Annotated in this window: 15 protein-coding genes; 9 read left to right on the top strand and 6 right to left on the bottom strand. The window is 71.3% G+C overall.

Translation table 11 applies throughout. The annotated features are described in order from the left end of the window. The first annotated feature begins 30 nt into the window (after nt 1-30). Complete coding sequence (locus ACWD68_RS20140; protein WP_451807771.1) at nt 31-771, top strand: Type 1 glutamine amidotransferase-like domain-containing protein; 741 nt, start codon at nt 31-33, stop codon at nt 769-771. A 171-nt stretch (nt 772-942) separates the two neighbouring features. Here ACWD68_RS20140 and ACWD68_RS20135 read toward each other — a convergent pair whose 3' ends face one another. From ACWD68_RS20135 to ACWD68_RS20115, 5 genes are all read right to left on the bottom strand, one after another. Further along, complete coding sequence (locus ACWD68_RS20135; RefSeq protein ID WP_451807787.1) at nt 943-2,436, bottom strand: DNA-3-methyladenine glycosylase 2 family protein; 1,494 nt, start codon at nt 2,434-2,436, stop codon at nt 943-945. Nucleotides 2,437-2,895: 459 nt separating this feature from the next. Next, the gene (gene rsgA / locus ACWD68_RS20130) at nt 2,896-4,011 is read right to left on the bottom strand and encodes a ribosome small subunit-dependent GTPase A (protein ID WP_451807770.1); all 1,116 of its coding nucleotides are present in this window, start codon (nt 4,009-4,011) and stop codon (nt 2,896-2,898) included. A 232-nt stretch (nt 4,012-4,243) separates the two neighbouring features. Further along, complete coding sequence (locus ACWD68_RS20125) at nt 4,244-5,743, bottom strand: cellulose binding domain-containing protein (protein ID WP_451807769.1); 1,500 nt, start codon at nt 5,741-5,743, stop codon at nt 4,244-4,246. 380 nt (nt 5,744-6,123) lie between these two features. Further along, nucleotides 6,124-7,446, bottom strand: coding sequence for a radical SAM protein (locus tag ACWD68_RS20120; RefSeq protein WP_451807768.1), 1,323 nt, complete (start codon nt 7,444-7,446; stop codon nt 6,124-6,126). Nucleotides 7,447-7,517: 71 nt separating this feature from the next. Continuing rightward, nucleotides 7,518-8,180: a pyridoxamine 5'-phosphate oxidase family protein gene (locus ACWD68_RS20115; RefSeq protein ID WP_451807767.1), complete on the bottom strand. Its 663-nt coding sequence runs from the start codon at nt 8,178-8,180 to the stop codon at nt 7,518-7,520. Nucleotides 8,181-8,513: 333 nt separating this feature from the next. On the opposite strand from ACWD68_RS20115, the gene ACWD68_RS20110 reads away from it, so the two are divergent. After that, entirely contained in the window at nt 8,514-9,398 is an 885-nt protein-coding gene (locus ACWD68_RS20110) for an alpha/beta fold hydrolase (RefSeq protein ID WP_451807766.1), read from the top strand. Nucleotides 9,399-9,419: 21 nt separating this feature from the next. On the opposite strand, the gene ACWD68_RS20105 is transcribed toward ACWD68_RS20110, so the two are convergent. Next, on the bottom strand, nt 9,420-10,427 hold the full coding sequence (locus tag ACWD68_RS20105) for a hydroxyacid dehydrogenase (RefSeq protein ID WP_451807765.1): 1,008 nt from the start codon (nt 10,425-10,427) through the stop codon (nt 9,420-9,422). Nucleotides 10,428-10,602: 175 nt separating this feature from the next. Between ACWD68_RS20105 and ACWD68_RS20100 the strand changes: the two genes are divergently transcribed. From ACWD68_RS20100 to ACWD68_RS20070, 7 genes are all read left to right on the top strand, one after another. Next, on the top strand, nt 10,603-11,853 hold the full coding sequence (locus ACWD68_RS20100) for an FAD-binding protein (protein WP_451807764.1): 1,251 nt from the start codon (nt 10,603-10,605) through the stop codon (nt 11,851-11,853). A gap of 191 nt (nt 11,854-12,044) precedes the next feature. Then, nucleotides 12,045-13,295, top strand: coding sequence for an ROK family transcriptional regulator (locus ACWD68_RS20095; RefSeq protein WP_451807763.1), 1,251 nt, complete (start codon nt 12,045-12,047; stop codon nt 13,293-13,295). A 238-nt stretch (nt 13,296-13,533) separates the two neighbouring features. Then, nucleotides 13,534-14,796: an ABC transporter substrate-binding protein gene (locus ACWD68_RS20090; RefSeq protein WP_451807762.1), complete on the top strand. Its 1,263-nt coding sequence runs from the start codon at nt 13,534-13,536 to the stop codon at nt 14,794-14,796. Between the two features lie 20 nt (nt 14,797-14,816). After that, on the top strand, nt 14,817-15,782 hold the full coding sequence (locus tag ACWD68_RS20085) for a carbohydrate ABC transporter permease (protein WP_451807761.1): 966 nt from the start codon (nt 14,817-14,819) through the stop codon (nt 15,780-15,782). Between the two features lie 8 nt (nt 15,783-15,790). Then, nucleotides 15,791-16,669 carry a carbohydrate ABC transporter permease gene (locus ACWD68_RS20080; protein WP_451807786.1) on the top strand — a complete coding sequence of 293 codons (879 nt, stop codon included), beginning with the start codon at nt 15,791-15,793 and terminating at the stop codon, nt 16,667-16,669. Nucleotides 16,670-16,681: 12 nt separating this feature from the next. Continuing rightward, entirely contained in the window at nt 16,682-19,609 is a 2,928-nt protein-coding gene (locus ACWD68_RS20075; protein WP_451807760.1) for a glycoside hydrolase family 2 TIM barrel-domain containing protein, read from the top strand. Beyond that, on the top strand, nt 19,602-20,789 hold the full coding sequence (locus ACWD68_RS20070; protein WP_451807759.1) for an MFS transporter: 1,188 nt from the start codon (nt 19,602-19,604) through the stop codon (nt 20,787-20,789). The genes ACWD68_RS20075 and ACWD68_RS20070 overlap by 8 nt, the downstream gene beginning before the upstream one ends. The last annotated feature ends 8 nt before the right edge of the window (nt 20,790-20,797 follow it).

Genomic DNA, 20,797 nt, shown 5'->3' with positions numbered 1-20,797 from the left:
GACGGGCCGGTCTTGGTAGGGTCGCGACCCATGACCGCCTCGGAACCCACCATCCTCGCCACCTCGGGTGGTCACCGCGTCGGAGACCGCACCAGGGTGACGTTCGACGCCCTGGTCCACCACGCAGTGGAGCTGGCCGGCGTCCAGGGACGCCGGCCCCGCGTCCTGTACGTCGGGACGGCGATCGGCGACGCCGAGCACTTCACCACGCGGATGAGCGAGGCGGCCCGGGTGGCGGGATTCGATCTCACGCCGCTCCACCTCTTCCCGATGCCGAACCTCGAGGACATCGAGGGAACGGTGCTCGCGCAGGACGTCGTGTGGGTGATGGGCGGTTCGGCGGCCAACCTGCTCGCCGTGTGGCGGGTCCACGGGCTCGACGCGGTCTTCCGCCGGGCATGGGAGGCCGGGGTCGTGCTCAGCGGGGTGAGCGCCGGCTCGCTCTGCTGGTTCCGGGGCGGCACGACGGACTCCTTCGGGCCCGAACTCCGGCCGCTCACCGACGGACTCGGCTACCTTCCCTACGGCAACGGCGTCCACTACGACAGCGACCGGGGCCGCCGTCCTCTCGTGCACCGCCTGGTGGCCGACGGCACCCTGCCCGTCACCCACTGCACCGACGACGGCGTGGGCCTGGTCTACCGCGGCACCGAACTCGTCGAGGCCGTCACGGAGATACCGGGCAAGGGCGCGTACGTCGTCCGGCGCGAGGGGGACTCGGCGGTGGAGGAGCGGATCGAGCCCCGTCTGCTGCCGCCGCCGCGGGACTGACCGGGTTCGCCCTGGAGGGCACCCTGCGCGACGCGCTGCTGCACGAGGACGGCCGACACGACCTGCACCTGCACACGCCGGTCCGGGCCGACACGACCAGCACCTGCACCTGCTGGTCCGGGGGACCTGCCGGGCACCGGGTGAACGCGCCGCCCGCCTCCGGCCGTTCGCCTAGAAGTCCCCGGCAGCCCGCAGGTGCCGGACGGCGTACGAGCGCCACGGGCGCCAGCCGTCCGGGATGTCCGCCCCGGGCGGTGCCACGTCCGGGTCCCCGAGGGCCCGGGTGCGGATGACGGCGGCGACGCCCTCGTCCACACCGGGCAGCGCGAGCAGCGCCTCGTGGGCCTCGTCACGGTCGGCGCCCGGGTCGAGACGCAGGGCGCCGTCGGCGAGGGCGGCGGTCAGGGCGCCGAGAGGTCCGTCCGGCTCCGCCTCGGCGAGCACGGCGGCCTCGGGAAAGAGATGCGTGAGCGTGTCGCAGGGGGCGTCCAGCGCCTTCCCGTACCGCCGCACCAGCCGCTCGGCCTCCGCCTCCCCCACCAGCGCTCGCACCGCCAGCTCGTCCGGATCGGCGGTGCCCGGCGACCTGAGGCCCGGCCGCGCCGCGACCAGTGGACCCAGCCGCGCGTCGGCTCCCAGCCGCTCGTCGACGGCGTACGGATCCGCGTCGAGGTCGAACAGCCGCCGCAGTCGCTGTACGGCGGTGGTGAGGTCCCGGAGGTCGGTGAGATGCAGCCGGGCGTCGAGCCAGCCACCGGGGTGCGCGGCACCGGCCGGGGCCACTGCTCCCGCGGCGGAGTCCGGTGCTCCCGCGGCAGGGCTCGGCCCGCCGGAACCGGGGCCGGTGCGGCTCGGCCCGCCGGAACCGGGGCGGCCCACGCCCGTGCCCGGCCGTTCGTCGACGGCCACGATTCCCGTGCCGTACGGCAGCCGCAGGGTACGCCGGTACGTACGGCGGCCACGGCTGCCGCCGACGGCCTCGACGCCCGGGACGGCCTCGGCGGCCAGCAGGTCGAAGACGGCGGTGGTCTGGTAGGGCCCCCGGTGGGCGAGCCGGAGCGGGACACCCGCGGTGGGGGTGGCCGCGCGCCGGGCTGCGGGGCCGGTGCGCGGCGCGGCGGCACGCAGCTCGCTCGGCGTCGACGCGTAGACCGCGCGGATCGTGTCGTTGAACTGGCGCACGCTGGCGAACCCGGCCGCGAACGCGATCTGCGTGATGGGGAGTTCGGTCGTCTGGAGCAGTATCCGCGCGGTGTGCGCCCGCTGGGCCCTGGCCAGCGCGACCGGACCCGCGCCGACCTCTGCCGTGAGCTGTCGCTGGACCTGGCGGGCGCTGTACCCGAGACGCGTGGCGAGGCCTCCGACGCCCTCACGGTCCACGACGCCGTCACCGATCATGCGCATGGCCCGGCCGACGACGTCGGCCCGCACGTTCCAGGCCGCGGAGCCCGGCACGGCGTCCGGACGGCATCTGCGGCAGGCCCGGAAGCCCGAACGCTGCGCGGCTGCGGCCGTCGCGTAGAACCGCACGTTCTGCCGCTTCGGTGTCACCGCGGGGCAGCTCGGCCTGCAGTAGATCCCCGTCGTCCGCACGGCGAAGAAGAACTCTCCGTCGAACCGGGCGTCCCGGCTCCGCACGGCCTCGTACCTGGTCTCCTCGTCGATCACCCTTCCAGTGTGGCGCGCACCGCACCACGGGTCTGGCGGAAATCGGACATGACGCTGCGATCCGGCGAACCCTTTCCTCGCGCCCCCGCCCCGGCGGAGGCGGAGCGGAAGGTCCGGTCCGGGACTGACCGGACGAGGCGGAGCAGACGGGGACGGGGCGCAGACCGGACGAGCCCTCGCGGCACGGACGCGCGCAGGCGCGACAGGTCCGGACGGCCGGACGAGTCCGAGCGACCGGCGTGGAGCCGATCGGCCGGCGTGGAGCCGATCGGCCGGCGTGGAGCCGATCGGCCGGCGTGGAGCCGATCGGCCGGCGTGGAGCCGATCGGCCCGAACCGAGCCAGTCGGCCGGAGCCGAGTCAGGCGCCGGGACGGAGGGCGCCGGAGAAGGAAGGTGCGGGAGAGAAGGAAGGTGCGGGGCACCCGTGCCCTCCCCCTCCCCTGCCCCCCTCCCGGCTACCAGCGTCCGCGCTTGGCCTCCATCGCGGCGCGCCCCTCCGCTCCCTTGCGCTTCCAGTCCCGGCGGATCTCGGCGCGCACGCGGGCGTCCGTCTTCGCGACGATCCGCTGGTTCTCGCGGAGCAGCTTGCGGTAGCTCTCGAGACGTCGCTCCGGCAGGTCACCGGAGTCGACGGCCGCCAGAACCGCGCAGCCGGGCTCGGCGACATGGGCGCAGTCCTGGAAACGGCAGTCGGCGGCGAATTCCTCGATCTCGGCGAACACCTGCCCGACGCCGCTCTCGGCGTCCCAGAGCCCGACCCCGCGCAGCCCCGGGGTGTCGATGAGGACACCGCCGCCCGGCAGCGCGAGGAGGTTGCGGGTCGTCGTGGTGTGCCGCCCCTTGCCGTCCATGTCGCGGGTGGCCCGAACGTCCATGACGTCCTCGCCCAGCAACGCGTTGGCCAGGGTCGACTTGCCCGCTCCGGACTGCCCGAGCAGGACCGCCGTACCTCCGGCCAGCACCGCTTCGAGGATGTCGAGCCCCGCCCCGGTCGAGGAGCTGACGGCCAGCACGGGAACCCCCGGCGCGGTGGTCTCCACGTCCTGGACGAGGTGCCCGAGGGTCGCCGCCTCCGGCACCAGATCGGCCTTGGTGAGAACGACCACGGGCTGGGCGCCGGACTCCCAGGCCAGCGCGAGGAAGCGTTCGACGCGTCCGAGGTCGAGTTCCACGGCGAGGGACACGGCGATGACCGCGTGGTCGACGTTGGCCGCGAGGATCTGCCCCTCGGACCGCTTGGAGGAGGTGGAGCGCACGAAGGCCGTACGGCGCGGCAGATACGCCCGTACGTAGCGCGGGTTGCCGGACGGTTCGACGGCGACCCAGTCGCCGGTGCACACGACCCGCATCGGATCGTGCGGTGTCACGAAGGCGGTGTCGGCGCGGACGAGCCCGTCGGCGGTGACCACGTCGCACTGGCCGCGGTCGACCCGGATCACCCGTCCGGCGACGAGCCCTTCGGAGTCGTAGGGAGCGAACTCGTCCGCCCAGGCGTCGTCCCAGCCGTACGGAGCGAGCGGGGAGAGACCCAGAGAAGCGGACGGAGTCGGGAAGGTGGAGCTGGAAGTCAAGGGAGACCCTTCACAAGGGCGGCCCCGGCGACGCGCACTGCGGCGCGAAGGAAGAGGAAGGTCAGCCGGCGGCCACGGAGGTGGACTTGATGAACTTCTGGATGCGGGCAGCGCCCTTCACAGAGACAGCCATCGGTCACACCTCCTGAACTCGCTCGAAGACAACACGTGAACTCTATCCGGGGCTCCCACGGGCCCGTCAATCGAATTAAGGGATCGACGGGCCGACGCGTCAGTGAGCGGTCGTGCAGCGTCCGCCGTTGACGGTGAAGGCTTCGGGGGCCGCGTTTCCGTCCTGCCAGGTGCCGTTGAAACCGACGGCGAAGGAACCCCCCGCGGCGACCGACTTGTTGTAGTCGGCGGCGGTCACGGTCACCCGGGAGCCGTGCTGGGCGTAGGTGCCGTCCCACATCTGCGTGACCCGCTGGCCGTCGTCGAAGGTCCAGGCGATCTGCCAGGAGTCGAGGGCTTCGGCGGACGTGACCGTGACGGTGGCCTGGAAGCCGTCCGGCCACTCGCTGACGATGTCGTACGTCACCTCACAGGACGCGGCGCTCTTCGTGGGGTCGGCGGACTTCGTGGAATCCGGGGTCCTGTCGGCGGCGCGGGCCGAGGACGAGGACGTGCCCTGGGGCTCGGGATCGGATTTCGAGCCCACCTCGGCGCTCGGGGCCCCGGGCTCGGGCGAGACGAGCGAGCCCGCGCCGCGCTTGGTCGCCGACGGGGACGCCACAGCCGGATCGGCCACCGGCTGACGGTCGGCCGAGCCACCTCGCGCGGAGGCGCCACCGTCGTCTCCGGCGCCGAAGGGCATCAGGGAGACGGTGAGCGCGAGGCCGGAGACGATGACGGCGGCGACCAGCAGTCCGGTGCGGCCGATCCGGGGCGCGGCGGCCTTGGCCTCGGCCATACCGGTGTCCACGGCCGCGTCCGTGCGCCCGCCCGCCAGCCCCGCTTCGGCGGCGCGGCGCCTGCGTTCCAGGTAGGCGAGGCCGCCCCAGCCGATCACCCCGCCCGCGAGCGCCGCGGGGAGCCCGCCGCCGTGCAGCCGCAGGCAGCCGGCCGCCTCCGCGCACTCCACACAGCGGGCGAGGTGCTGCGACAGGTCCTCGGGCGTCTCGGCGCCGGACGAGCGGGTGACCGCGTCGAGGAGCCGGGCGTAGCTGCGGCAGTTGGTGTCCATCGGGGTGTCGAGATGGTTGCGATGGCACCGGTCCCTGAACAGCGCCCGCACCTGGCCGAGTTCCTCCGCGGCCGCCACCGGGTCGAGACCGAGCCGCCGGGCCACCGCGGGCAGCGGGAGCGCCTCCACCTCGACCAGCCACAGCAGGGCCGCGTCGGCTTCCTGGAGATCCCTCAGCCCGCGCAGCGCGATCGGGCGGTGCAGGGGAGGTCCGGTGTAGCGGGTGGCCTTCTCGGAGTTGAGCCACAGCCTGAGGTCGGGGTCCAGCCGGTGGCCCTGGCCGTGGGCCTCCCAGGCGGCGGCGGTGGTCCGAACCGAGTTCAGCAGCAAGGGGATCCGGGGCAGCCGGGGGGTTCTGCGGCCGGTATTCTTCGAGCGGACTCCGACCGCGCGCGCCTCATGGATGCCATGGGTGAACGCCTCGGTGGCCAGCTGGGTGGCCGCGGCGGAGCCGGATGTGCACAGATCGGCGTACGACAGGACCGCGTCCCAGCATTCCGAGAACAACGCGGCCTCGGCGGCATCCTGGGGGGTCGGCAGGTCTGGCATGGGGGGCTCCTGCATCCACTGCTTCCATGTGCAACGTCACACAACGCCCAACTCGCCTTGTTTCACTGGGGAGTTGGAGACCGTCTCAACAACGGGCCAGAGCCTTTCACGGTTTCGACACAACTGACAAGCGGCGTATTCACATCGGGTGGTCGTGCGATCACGCGGCGAACCTGTCCGGCTTCCGGCGCCCCGAGTGTCGTACGGACCGCGGGCCGGGACGGATCGTTCGCTTCAACTTTCACAAGACCCACCACTCCCCCCGGCCGACACGGAACGGACGCGGTACGGAAGCAGTACGGAACGGGCACGGCGCAACGCGGCGCACGGCCCGGACGTACGGATGACGTCCGGGCCGTGCGGGTGGCCAGGGGCGCGGGTCACACCTGGGAGACCGGCTCCTGCGCGGGAAGGCTGTCCATGAAGGAGCTGACGGAGAAGACCGCGCGACCCGGACCCGGTTCTCCGTATCCGGGCGGCGACTTGAGCCCGAAGTCGTCCATCGTGGCGCGGTAGGCCTCGAGCAGGCGGATGTGATACTCCAGCGGCGCACCCTGCGGGTTGGCCTTGCCGAGCGGCGTCGTCGGTTCCGGGCACCAGGTGGTGAAGCGGGGTGTGATGCCGTGGGACATGAAGAAGCGCAGACCCTCGGTCGTCGACGCGATGGCCTCGTCGACGGTGGTGAAGCCGAAAGGCTCGGCCATCTCCACGCCCGCGACGAAGTTGGGGATCACATTGCGCGCACCGAAGATCTCGGCGGAGTCGAGGATGCGCCTGTGCCACTCGTCCCGGCCGACGTAACGCTCCTTGCCGGGGCAGTACAGCTCGAACAGACGGCGGTCCCACACCTCGTAGTTGGGGTGGTAGATCTGCACGCCGTAGTCCTTGAACCGCTGCACGTCGTCGCGCGGCAGTGCCTGGGCCACCACCTTGCCGATCCACCGCCCGGGGAACCGCTCCTCGATGGCCTTGGCGTAGTGCCCGTAGAAGTCGGCCTCGTCGCGCCCGGCGACCGTCTTGGTGATCGCGCCACCGGTGAGCGTGTAGGCCGTCGACGCCTTCGCGGTGTCGTAACGGTCGATGATCTCCAGCGCTTCGAGGACCTCCTCGACGTCCTTCACGCCGGTGTACGGACGGCCGGCGGCCTTGTGCTGGCGCCAGTTGTGGTTGATGTCGCAGTACTGGCACTCCTCCTTGGCGCCGAAGTACTGGCACACGCGGAAGACGGTGAGGTAGATGAGGTACCCCCACTGGATCGTCGGGGCCACCTCCATCACGGACTTCCCGTTCGAGAGGGTGTGCCGGTAGTACTCCGGCATCGGAGGCACCCCGACGTCGGCGATCCGCTTCCCGTCGAGGTACAGCCCGAGGACGCCCTCCTCGTCGGCGGCGACGCGGTACGGCGAGGCGGGATTGACGCGCACGGACACGACGGTGCGCCGCAGGTCGTACGGGCCGCCCGTGAGGATGATCTCCTCGGGCGGGCGCCGGAGCGCGGCCTCGCCCAGCTCGGGCAGGGTGCCGTGGTCGAAGGAGAAGATGAAGTACGACTTCGGTTTGACCTCACCGCCCTCGTTGTCGCTGAGGGCGGACGCGTCGAAGGCCATGCCCCCGCGGAGCAGGTCCTCCTTGAAGACGGCTTCCCGCGGCACGTGCGGGAACCGCTCCATCAGATCCTCGACCAGCGCGGTGCGGCTGCCCATCCCGTTCTCCTCGCTCCCGACCTGCTTCGTCTGTCGTGTTCGACTCCTCACGGTATGCCCCCGCCCGGACATCAGCCGTGCCGGGTCCCCTCGCGCCGCGCGATGTGCGCGGGAGCGGGCTGCCCGGGCGGCAGCAGCGGGTCCGGCTCGGGCGCCCCCCAGACCGAGGTCAGCGGCAGCGTGCCGGCCCACAGACCGAGTGCGGCGTCCGGCCCGTCCCCGTCGTCCGGGGCGCCGGTACGGATCTTCACGGAGGCCACTTCGAGGGAGAGCGCGAGCAGGGTCGTCGCGGCCAGTTCCCTGCGGCTGGGCCGGCGCGCGTAGTCCCACTGTCCGGGCGTGGCGTGCTCGGTGAGCCGCCGCAGCGCCTCGGTCTTCTCCTCGGGGTCGGTGACCTTGCGGGGCACCCCGTGGATCATCGCGCTCCGGTAGTTCACCCCATGCTCGAACACCGACCGCGCCAGGACGAGCCCGTCGACGTGCGTCACGGTCACACACACGGGGGTGTCGCCCGCCAGGCTCCTGCCGGCCACGGACCCGTGGACGTACAGATCCCGCTCGCTCCGGCCGTACACCGTCGGCACCACCATCGGCCGTCCCTCGACGATCACCCCGAGATGGCAGATGAAGCCCGCGTCGAGGATGGCGTCGAGGTCGGCGCGGTCGAGGCTGCCCTGCTCGCGCAGCCGGCGGTGGCGGGTGAGGTCGGTGTCGGGGAGAGGTCCATAGGCCATGGTCGCGAGAATACCGATATCGCAGGCGAATGGGCCATTGATTGACCAGATCGGCATATCAATGACAGCACAGCAACGAAATCCGTATCACCCGGGCCATTCGGGCCGTTCGGCGACCTCCGCGTCGAGCGCCCTTACGTCACCGCGCGCGGCCCTGGAGACACCAGGTGCCCCGATGTCCCCGAGACCCCCGTACCGACCATCCGCGCCGACCGTCCGTGCCGCCGATCCGCCCCGCCGGCCCGCGCCTCGAGTCGGCCCTCCCCGGTCAGCACACCCGATCCGCGAAGAACTCGTTTGCTCCGTCCGGGCGCCGCTGCGAGAGTCGTGACCATGCCTGCCTTCACCGCGTACGACGGGACCGAGCTGAACTTCGACACCTGCGGGGACGGCTCGCCGGTGGTGTGCCTGCCGGGCGGACCGATGCAGGACTGCGGGTATCTCGGGAATCTGGGCGGCCTGTCCGAGCACCGGCGGCTGATCATGGCGGACCCGCGCGGAACCGGTGGCTCCGCGACCCCCGAGGACCCCGCCTCGTACCGCTGCGACCGGCTGGTCGACGACGTGGAGGCCCTGCGCGAGCACCTCGGCCTGGACCGGATGGACCTGCTCGCGCACTCCGCCGGGACGAATCTGGCGATGCTCTACGCGCAGCGCCATCCGGACCGCGTGGCGCGGCTCGCGCTGATCACACCGAGCGTCTACGCCGCCGGGATCGAGATCGCCCCTGAGGTCAGGAGGGCGACGGCGCTGCTGCGTCACCACGAGCCGTGGTTCCCGGGGGCGTTCGCGGCTCTGGAGGCGATCGTCGCCGGGAACGGGGACGCCGACGCGTTCCGGGCCATCGCCCCTTTCTGGTACGGGCGTTGGGACGAGGCCGCGCGGGCGCACCGGGCCGCGGAGGACGCGCACAAGAACCACGAGGCCGCGGCTCTTCACATCGACGGCGCGTTCGCCCCGGACGCCACCCGGGCGGCGCTCGGCCGCCTGGCGTCCCCCGTGCTGGTGCTCGCCGGGGAGGTCGACCTGAACTCCCCGCCTCCCGCGATGGCCGAACTCGCCGGCCTGTTCCCGCACGCCGAGCTGGTCGTTCAGCCCGGGGCCGGGCACTTCCCGTGGCTCGACGACGCGGAACGGTTCGTGACGACCACGGCGGCGTTCCTCGCCCGGCCTGCCGTCCAGGGGTCTCTCGCCGACACCGGGCGCCCCACCGTGTGAGGCGCCCTCCGAACACCCCGCTCAGGCGGCCCGCGCCAGTCCCTCCAGGTCGATCCGGTGCGCCGGTTCCCTTCCCGACAGCAGGCGTTCGACCTCGTCCAGCACGGTCAGTCCGAGCCGGGCGACCTCGTTGCCCTGGGAACCGGCCAGATGGGGTGTGATGAACGCGTTCGGGAGGTCGTACAGCGGGGAGTCGACGGGGAGCGGCTCGGGGTCCGTGACGTCGAGGATCGCGCTGATCCGCTCGGCGCGCAGCTCCTCGACGAGGGCGTCGTGGTCGACCAGTGTGCCGCGTGCGGTGTTGATGAGGACCGATCCGGCGGGCATCAGGGCGAGTTCGCGGCGGCCGATCAGATGCCGGGTCTCGGGGGTCTGCGGGGCGTGGACGGTGACGATGTCGCTGCCGCCGAGCAGGGCGTCGAGCGGCAGCAGGGGGACTCCGAGGGCGGCGGCCCCGGCCTCGTCGACGTAGGGGTCGGCGAGGCTCACCCTCAGGTCGAAGGGCCGGAGCAGTTCGATGACGCGCCTGCCGATGCGGGAGGCGCCCACGACACCGACGCGGCGGCCGAGGTTGCCGATGCCGGGCAGGATGTCGCCGCGGGGAAAGCTCCGTTCGGTGCGCAGGCGGTCCCGGTACGCGAAGACGTCCTTGCCGGCGAGCAGGATCATGGCGAGCGTGTACTCGGCGACGGGCAGCGCGTTCGCGGCGGCGGCCGACGACACGACGATCCCGCGCTCCCACACCTCCGGGGTGGCGAAACCCTTCACGGAACCGGCGGCGTGCAGCACGGCTCGCAGTTGCGGGGCCGCTTCGAGCGTGTCGGCGTCGAGTGCGGGGCATCCCCAGCCGGTGATCAGGATCTCGGTGGCGGCGAGGCGGGCGCGTACCCGTGGATCGGTGAAGTCACGTGCCACCACGGAGAGATCGATGTCCACGAGCTCGCGCAGCCGGGCGAGTGCGTCCGGAGGGAAGATCCGCGTCACGTTCTCGGCGGTCATGGCGAACATCGCCACAGGACGCTCGGGCAAGGAGGTGGCCTTCCGGTTCGGCGACGCCAACGACAGCAACCGCTCTCTACGGTAGATCGCGGCACGTGAGAGGGTCAACGGACAGGTCTGCCCGCCGGGCGGACCGGCAAGGTACGTTCCACGGGTGGTCATCGCACCGGCCACGGACGGCGACTTCCCGGGAGGGACGACAGGGATGACTCGGACCCTCACCAACTGGGCCGGCAACATCACGTACGCGGCCAAGGAGCTGCACCGGCCCTCCTCGCTCGCCGCGCTCCGGGCGCTGGTCGCGGAGAGCTCCCGCGTGCGCGTGCTGGGCAGCGGGCACTCGTTCAACGAGATCGCCGAACCGGGCGCGGACGGTGTCCTGCTGTCGCTGACCGCGCTGCCGCCCGCGGTGGACGTCGACACCGCGGCCCGTACGGTACGGGTCTCGGGCGGCGTCCGTTACGCCGAACTCGCCCGCCGGGTGCACGAGCACGGGTTCGCGCTGCACAACATGGCCTCGCTCCCGCACATCTCCGTGGCGGGCTCGGTGGCCACCGGCACCCACGGGTCCGGCGTCACCAACGGGTCGCTAGCCGCCGCAGTGCGCGAGGTCGAGCTGACCACCGCGGACGGTTCGTCCGTGACGATCGGCCGGGGAGACGAACGCTTCGACGGCGCCGTGACCTCGCTGGGCGCGCTCGGCGTGGTCACCGCGCTCACCCTCGACCTGGAACCGGACTTCGAGGTGAGCCAGCACGTGTTCACCGAACTTCCGCTGGAGGGGCTGGACTTCGAGGCGGTCGCGGCGTCGGCGTACAGCGTGAGCCTGTTCACCGACTGGGGCCGCCCCGGCTTCCGGCAGGTGTGGGTCAAGCGGCGCACCGACCGGCCGCGGACCGACTTCCCATGGGCGGCCCCCGCGACCGAGGCCATGCACCCGGTGCCGGGGATGCCCGCGCGCAACTGCACCGAACAGCTGGGCGTCCCGGGCCCCTGGCACGAGCGACTGCCGCATTTCCGGGCCGAGTTCACCCCCAGCAGCGGAGCGGAGTTGCAGTCCGAGTACCTGCTGGCGCGCTCGGACGCCCTGGCCGCGCTGCACGCCCTGGACGCGATCCGTGAGACGATCGCGCCGCTGCTGCAGATCTGCGAGGTACGGACAGTGGCCGCCGACCGTCAGTGGCTGAGTCCGGCGTACGGACGGGACACCGTGGCTCTGCACTTCACCTGGGTGGAGGACACGGAGGCCGTCCTGCCGGTGGTGCGGCGGGTCGAGCGGGCGCTGGAGCCGTTCGAGCCACGGCCGCACTGGGGCAAGGTGTTCACCGTGCCGCCCGCGGTGTTGCGCGGACGCTCGCCGCGGCTGGCCGAGTTCAGGGCGCTGGTCGACGAGCTCGACCCGGCGGGGACGTTCACCAACGCCTTCGTGGGGGACTTTCTCCACCCCCTTTCCTAACCCCTTGTCGAAAGTCCCTCCCAGGCCATAGCCTTGCGCCGCGCCGGGGCCGACGGGCCTCGTCATGGCACGGAGGGACCGGGGGCGGCGATCGGTGCCGTGCCGCCCCGGGGCGCACCCCCGGACCCCGGCCGGAAGATCTGGTCGGCCGACGTGCCCGGTACCCGGTGCGCGGAAGCGAGGGGAGCCCCATGAAGCGCGGCACATCACGCGACATCCGCACCGCGAACCGTTACGAGGTGCTGCGGCAGATCATCGCGGAATCGCCCACCTCGCGGCAGGAGCTGGCAACGGCGACCGGGCTCAGTCTGGCCACGGTCGCCACGCTCGTCGGTGAGCTGCTCGATCTGCGGATGCTGACCGAGGTCGGGTTCGAGGACTCCGCGGGTGGCCGCCCGCGGGGGCTGGTGGCCGTCAACGCGACGGGTGGCGCCCTCATCGGCGTCGACATCGCGGAGACGTACGTCCGCGTCGAGCTGTTCGACCTCGCCCTGAACGTGCTCGCCCGCGCCGACGAGGACATGCGCCCCGGCGAGAGCCGTCCGGAACAGGTCGTCGGGCATGTCGCGGCCGCCGTCGGCTCGGTGGTCGCGCAGGCCGGGGTGGAGGGCGCGCGCGTCCTGGGCGTGGGCGTCAGCGTCCCCGGGCAGGTCGACCGCGACAGGGGGGTCTCGGAGTACGCGCCCAACTGGGACTGGCACGACGTGCCGTTGCTCGATCTGCTCGCGGAGCACATCGCCTACCCCCTCTACCTCGACAACCCGCTGCGCGCCTGCGCCGTCGCCGAGCTGTGGTTCGGCGCGGCCCGCGGACGCGGTGACGCCGTCGTGGTCAATCTGGGCACGGGCGTGGGCGCCGGTCTCGCGCTCGGCGGCGGACTGCACCGCGGTGTCAGCAACAGCGCCGGCGAGTGGGGTCACACCACCCTCGTCCTGGACGGCCGGCTGTGCCACTGCGGCAACCACGGCTGCGTGGAGACATACGTCGGCGCTCCCGGAATCATGCTGAATCTCCGGGAGTTGAGCCCCGGCAGCACCCTGCTGCACCCGGAGGACCAGACGGCCACCATCGACGCCCTCGCGGCGGGTGTCGCCGCGGGGGATCCGGTGGCCCTCAAGGTCGTACGCGACACCGCCCGTTACCTCGGCGCCGGGATCTCCGACCTGGTGAACCTGCTCAACCCCGAAGTGGTCGTCCTGAGCAGCTGGGTCGCGGCCACGCTCGGGGAGCCGCTGCTGCGCGAGGTGCGCGAGGCCGTCGCCCGGCACGCGCTGCGGCGCCCCCTCGCGGCCACCGAGATCGTCCTGTCCCCCATTCCGACCGACCCGGTCTGCCTCGGTGCCGCGACGTTCGCCCTCGAGGGGGCACTCCAGTCGGTCGGCCAGCGGCCGGCCGCCAAGCGGGCCGCGCCCGCACGGAGCCGTACGGCACCGCCCGCCTGACGACGGAATCGGCGCCATCGTCGCGGTCTGCTCCAAGTAGTGCCATGTTGACGTGAGTTGAGGCCTCGCGGTTCACCCGGAGGCGGACCGCGGCTCCGTCGCGTCCGGTATCCCGAACCCCCGACAACGCTTCGCACCGACTTCGTCCAACCCCTTGCCGAAGCCTTAGCAGAAGGTTAACGTCCCGCACCGCACCGCGAATTCGAGCCGCAGCCGCACTCAGGACAAGGACGTCAACATGTCGGCAATGAGCAGCAACTGGGACCGTCGCTCCGTACTGCGGGCCGCCGCCGGCCTCGCCGCCCTCGGGCCACTGGCCGCCTGCGGCAGCAACAACGGGCGTTCCGGGGGCGGGAGTTCGGGCGAGGAACTGGTCCAGTACTTCCACGCCTACGGGGAGGCGGGCACCGAGCAGGCCATCAAGAAGTACGCGAAGGCCTACGACAAGGCCCAGGTGACCACGCAGTGGATCACCGGCAGCGACTTCGAGAGCAAGCTGTTCGCCTCGCTGCTCACCAAGAACGCGCCCGACCTCTTCGAGTTCCACCCGCAGATCCAGCTCGTCAAGAGCGGCCAGGTGGCGGACCTCAGCGACATCATCGAGCCGGTCAAGGACGACTTCAATCCGGCCGACATCGCCTCGCACACGGTCGACGGGAAGACGTACGGCGTCCGGATGATCGACGACCCGCAGTTCTTCTTCTACCGGCCCTCGCTGCTGGAGAAGGCCGGCGTCAAGGTGCCGACCACTCTCGACGAACTCATCGAGGCCGCCGCGAAGTTGACCACCGGAAAGGTCAAGGGACTCTTCATCGGCAACGACCTGCACGCGGTGATCAACCCGATGATCTGGTCGGCGGGCGCCGACACCCTCGACGACAAGAACCAGATCGCCTACCACACCGAGGGGGTCAAGGAGGGCCTGAAGAAGATGCGCAAGCTCTTCACCAGCGGCCACCTGCTCCTGGACGCCCCGGCCGACTACTGGGACCCGTCGGCGCTCAACCAGGGCCTGTGCGCCATCCAGTTCTGCGGGATGTGGGCGATGCCGCAGATGCAGCAGGCGCTCGGCGACGACATCGGGGTCTTCGCCTTCCCCAAGGTCACCGACGACGGCAAGCCGTCCGTCTACAACGGCGGCTGGTCGATGTTCGTCAACGCCAAGGGCAAGAACGTCGACCTGGCCAAGGAGTACGTCAAGTGGCTCTGGATCGAGCAGAAGAAGTACCAGGAGGACTGGTCGCTCTCGTACGGCTTCCACATACCGCCGCGCTCCTCGCTCGCCGCGTCCGCCACCAAGCTCAAGTCGGGCCTGCCCGCCGAGGGCGTCAAGCTCTTCAGTGAGTACGGGCACTTCGACAACATCGGCTGGACCCAGTCCATGATCACCGCTCTTGAGGACGTCTTCGCCAACTCCGTCCGCAAGGACGAGGACCCGGAGGCCGCGCTCGACAAGGCCGACGTGACCGTCAACCGCGAGCTCAAGAAGCTCTTCGGATAGACCGACGGACGGGCTGCGACATGTCGATCACCACCCCACGCGGAGTCTCGCGCCCCGCCCCGGCCAAGGCCACGACGGCCCGGCCGCGGCGGGGGCTGCGGGGCGGCAGCACCCTCAACTTCTGGCTCTTCACCGGCCCCTTCCTCCTCGGCCTGCTGATCTTCGTCTACGTGCCGATCGGCTGGAGCCTGTGGCTGAGCTTCTTCGAGGCCCGCTTCACGGTCACCCCGGACAAGTTCGTCGGCTTCGACAACTACCGGCAGATGCTGGAGAACGGCAACTTCACCGGGGCGCTCGTCACCTTCACCGTCTTCGCCGCGTTCATCGTGCCGCTGACCTGGGCGCTCTCCCTCGGCCTCGCGCTGCTGGTGAACCGGCTACGGTTCATGCGGGCGTTCTTCCGGTCGGTGTTCTTCCTGCCGACCGCGTGCAGCTATGTCGCCGCCTCGCTGATCTGGAAGATGTCCATCTTCAGCGGCGTCCGCTTCGGTCTGATGAACACCGTCCTCGGCTGGTTCGGGATCGAGAACGTCGCCTGGCTGGCCAACCCCGATCCGCCCTGGTACTGGCTGGTCATCGTGACCGCCCGCCTGTGGCTCCAGGCCGGCTTCTACATGATCCTCTTCCTGGCCGCCCTGCAGAACATCCCGCCGGAGCTGTACGAGGCCGCCGCGATCGACGGTGCCAGGCCCGGCTGGCAGACCTTCCGCCACATCACCCTGCCGCAGCTGCGCGCCACCTCGACGGCCGTGATCCTGCTGCTCCTGGTGGCCGCCTACCAGGCCTTCGACGAGTTCTTCAACCTGCTGTCGAAGACCACTTGGGGCCGCCCGCCGCTCGTCGAGCTGTACTACACGGCGCTCGGCCAGGCCCAGGACTACGGCGCGGGCAGCGCGGGCGCGGTCATCCTCACCCTGCTGATCTGCATGGTGACACTGCTCCAGGGCACGTTCATGGGATTCGGACGCGGGGAGGAAGCCGAGTGACCGCCGTCATGGAAGGCCGGAAGGCCCACGCCGCGCCGCCGAGGAGACGCGGAGGGAACCGGCGCGGTGTCCTCGGCAGCACCGGCCTGTACATCGCCACAGGGGTCGCCGGACTGCTGTTCCTCGTCCCCTTCTACCTGCTCGTCCGCAACGCGCTGTCGACGGACGCCGAAATCACCGGCGAGAACTGGCAGTTCTTCCCCACCGACCTCAAGTGGGGCAACATCACGGAGCTGTTCGACGACCCCACCGTCCCCTTCGCCCGCTCCCTGTGGAACTCCGCCGTCGTCGGCGTGCTGCACACCCTCGGCACCCTGCTGGTCTGCTCGCTCGCCGGCTACGGGCTCGCGCGGATCCCGTACAAGCACGCCAACAAGGTCTTCTACGGGGTGCTGGTGACCCTGATGGTCCCCTCCGCCGTCACCTTCGTCCCGAGCTTCGTGCTGGTCTCGTCACTCGGCTGGGTGGACAGTCTTCGCGGTCTCATCATCCCGGGGCTTTTCAGCGGTTTCACGTGCTTCCTCTTCCGGCAGTACTTCTTGGGGTTCCCGAAGGAGCTGGAGGAGGCGGCGCGCATGGACGGGCTCGGCTACTGGGGCGCGTACTGGCGCATCGTCGTGCCCAACTCGCTGAACTTCTTCGCCGCGATCGCGACCATCACCTTCATCAGCGGCTGGAACGCCTTCCTCTGGCCGCTGGTCATCGGCCAGAACCCCGAGGCGTGGACGGTCCAGGTCGCGCTCTCCTCGTACATGACGAACCAGACCGTCAACTTCCATCTGATCTTCATGGCCACGGCCATTTCCATCCTGCCCCTGGTGTTCGTGTTCCTCTTCCTCCAGCGCTGGCTGGTCCAGGGCATCGCGCAGACCGGCATCAAGGGCTGACCTAGGAGACGCATGTCTTTCCGCACCTCCCCCGGAGCACCGGCCTCTCCCCCGTCCGCCACCGACTACGTCGAGGACGCCTCCCCCGGCAGCGGCGCCCTGCCGCCGCGCGCCTGGTACCCGGCCTCGGACGCCAGGTCCCTGTCGCTGAACGGCAGTTGGAGATTCCGGCTCTCGCCCACCGCCGACGCCCGGGACGACTCCTTCGCGGCCGAGGGGTACGAGGCCGGGGGCTGGGCCGAGGTCCGGGTCCCCGGCCACTGGGTGCTGCAGGGCCATGGCGCGCCGATCTACACCAATCACCTCTACCCGTTCCCGGTCGACCCGCCGCGCGTGCCCACCGAGAACCCGACCGGTGACCATCTGCGCCGCTTCGACCTCCCGCCGGACTGGCCGGCGGACGGCGGAACGGTCCTGCGCTTCGACGGTGTCGAGTCCTGTGCCCGGGTCTGGCTGAACGGCACCGACCTCGGCGAGTTCAAGGGCTCGCGGCTGCCGCACGAGTTCGCCGTGGGCCATCTGCTGAAGGCCGGCGGCAATGTGCTCGCGGTCCGGGTGCACCAGTGGTCGGCGGGCTCCTATCTGGAGGACCAGGACCAGTGGTGGCTGCCGGGCATCTTCCGTGACGTCACCCTGCTGCACCGCCCGGCGGGCAGCGCGCTCGACTTCTTCGCGCACGCCTCCTACGACCACCTCGAAGGCCTGGGAACCCTGCGCGTCGACTCCGACGTCGACGGGCGGGTCCTCGTCCCCGCCCTGGACATCGATGTCGAGACCGGTACGGCGGTCACGGTGCCGGTGCTGCCGTGGACGGCCGAGACGCCCCGGCTGTACGACGGCGAACTGGTCACGGAGGGCGAGCGCGTCCCGCTGCGCATCGGGTTCCGTACCGTCGCGCTCGAAGACGGTCTGATCAAGGTGAACGGCAGGGCGGTCCTCTTCAAGGGCGTCAACCGGCACGAGTGGCATCCGGAGAAGGGCCGCGCCCTCGACCCGGAAACCATGCTGGCCGACGTACTGCTGATGAAACGGCACAACATCAACGCCGTGCGCACCTCGCACTACCCGCCGCACCCCGCCTTCCTCGACCTGTGCGACGAGTACGGCCTGTGGGTCATCGACGAGTGCGACCTGGAGACCCACGGTTTCACCGAACAGGCCTGGCGCGACAACCCCGTCGACGACGCCCGCTGGACACCCGCGCTGCTCGACCGGGCGGCGCGCATGGTCGAGCGCGACAAGAACCACCCGTCCGTCGTCATCTGGTCCCTCGGCAACGAGGCCGGTACCGGGCGCGGTCTCACCGCCATGGCCGAGTGGATCCGGGACCGCGACGGCTCACGGCTCATCCACTACGAGGGCGACCTCGACTGCCGTGACACGGACGTCTATTCGCGCATGTACGCCCCGCACGCCGAGGTCGAGCGGATCGGCCGGCACCTGGACGGCGGTGGCCGCAAACGACGCCGACTCCCCTTCATCCTCTGCGAATACGGGCACGCCATGGGCAACGGCCCCGGCGGCATCGCGGACTACCAGCGCCTCTTCGCCTCCTACGACCGCGTCCAGGGCGGTTTCATCTGGGAGTGGATCGACCACGGCATCCGGGACGAGCGGTACGGGTTCGCGTACGGCGGTGACTTCGGCGAGGAACTGCACGACGGGAACTTCGTCTGCGACGGGCTTCTCTTCCCCGACCGGACACCGTCCCCCGGGCTCGTCGAGTACAAGAAGGTGATCGAGCCCGTCCGCATCGACGGCGGGGTCTCCCCCTCCGAGTCCCAAGGGGGCCGGGCACTGGGCTCGGACGGCACCGTGCGCGTCACCAACGGGTACGACTTCGCGGACCTCTCCGCCCTCGCCTTCGAGTGGTCGTACCAAGTGGATGGCGAGACCGTCGCGTCGGGCCCGCTCCCGGTGCCCGCACTGGCGGCGGGCGAGTCGGCCGACGTCAAGCTGCCGACGCCGCCGGCGGACCCACGGGGCTCCGAGACCTGGTGGACGGTCCGGGCGGTGCTGGCCGAGGAGACGGCGTGGGGGCCACCCGGCCATGTCGTCTCCTGGACCCAACTACCCGTCTCGGAGCCGGTGTCGCCACGCCTGACGCCGACCGGCGCTCCGGTGCCGGGCGAGCGGGTGATCACCCTCGGGCCGGGGACCTTCGACGCCCGCACCGGTGCGCTGCTGACGATCGGCGGGGTCGAGGTCACCGGCCCCCGGCTGGACGTGTGGCGCGCCCCGACCGACAACGACAACGGTGCGAGCTGGCAGCCGGACGCCCGGCACGGGACGCTCTGGCGCAAGCTGGGCCTGCACCGGATGCGGCATCGGCTGGACGGGGTGGAACCGGGCGACGATGCCCTGACCGTACGCACCCGGGTGGCACCGGCCGCCTGGGAGGTGGGCCTGCGCACCGTGTACCGGTGGACCTCCGACGGCACGCGGCTGCGGCTGACCGTGTCCGTGGCCCCGGAGGGCGACTGGACGCTGCCGTTGCCGCGGCTCGGCGTCCGGCTCGGGCTCGCGGGCTCCGCGGACCGGGTGACCTGGTTCGGCGGCGGCCCTGGCGAGGGCTATCCGGACACCAAGTCGGCTTCCCTGATCGGCCGTTGGGAGTCGACGGTCGACGAGCTGCAGACACCGTACGTGCGCCCGCAGGAGAACGGCGCCCGGGCCGACGTCCGCTGGGCGCGGATCGGGGGCCTGCGGATCGAGGGCGACCCGTCCTTCTGGTTCACCGCGCGCCGCTGGACGACCGAGCAGCTGGACGCCGCCGACCATCTGACCGATCTGCTCCCGGGTGACACGGTCTGGGTCAACCTCGACCACGGGCAGCAGGGCATCGGTTCGCAGTCGTGCGGTCCCGGCGCCCTTCCCCCGTACCAACTGAGGGCCGAACCGGCGGAGTTCTCGTTCGTCTTCTCGGAGATCCATGACTGACACCGTCATACCGACCGCTGCCGGACGGCTCTTCAGCCGCCCGGCAGCGGTCGCGTCCTGCGTCGCGTTCGTCCTCATCGGCATGATCCAGGCGCTGTACGGTCCCGCCGTGCCGGGCCTGCGCGCGGAGTTCGGCCTGTCCCCGTCCGCGGCCGGACTCGGCCTGAGCCTGCACTTCACCGGCGGGGTCGCGGGTGTCCTGGCCTTCAACGCCGTTCACGCCCGGATCAGCAACCGGGCGCTGCTGGGCGCCAGTTACGGACTGATGGCCGCGGGTTCCGCCGGGTTCGCGCTCGCTCCGAACTGGCCGCTCGCCCTCACCGCCGCCTTTCTCGGGGGCCTCGGCTTCGGCGGTGTCGACTACGGCCTCAACCAGTTGTTCTCCGTCGGCTTCGGCGACCGCTCGACGGCGATGCTGAACGTCCTGAACGCGCACTTCGGCATCGGCGCCGTTCTCGGGCCCGCGTTGATCGCGTGGGTGGGGCCCAAGGACTACGCGTACGCGTTCGGGGCGTGCGCGGTGCTCGCGGGCGGGCTGGTCCTGTGCACGGGCGGGGTCCGCGGCGGGGCGGCGGAGACCGCCTCTCCCTGCGACCGGGCGGCGCCCGCCTCCGGAGGCGGGCTGCTCTCCCGCGTCCTGATCGGCTTCCTCGTGCTCTACATCCTGAACGTCGCCGTCGAGGCCGGGGTCGGCGGCTGGGAGCCGACGCATCTCGAGACCGTCGGCTACAGCGCGACCGTCGCCGCGTCCGCCACCTCGGTGTACTGGCTGATGATGACGGCGGGCCGTTTCCTCGTCGTCCCGATCGCCCTGAGGTACGCGCCCGAGCGCATCCTCGCGGTCTGCGCGGCCGGCATGACGGCGTGCCTTCTGCTGGCGCTGATGCCGGGGGCGGCCCCGGTGGCGTACACCGGTGTCGGGCTGTTCATCGCGCCGGTGTTCCCGACGGGGCTGACCTGGCTCAACAGCGCGCTTCCGCAGGCGGGGAGAGCCGGCGCCTGGGTGATCGCGGCGTCGATGATCGGCGGCGTCGCCGCTCCCCCGCTGCTCGGCGTGGGGATCGAGGCGTCGGGCATTGACGCGGTGCCGTGGCTGTTGACGGTCCTGTCCGCCGGCTCGCTGGTGGCCACCGTCCAACTGATCCGGCTGACCCGGAGGTCCTCGCCGCGGATGCCGTGAACCACGTC

Source organism: Streptomyces sp. NPDC005141 (assembly GCF_053599975.1).
This window is presented reverse-complemented; position numbering and strand designations above follow the sequence as displayed.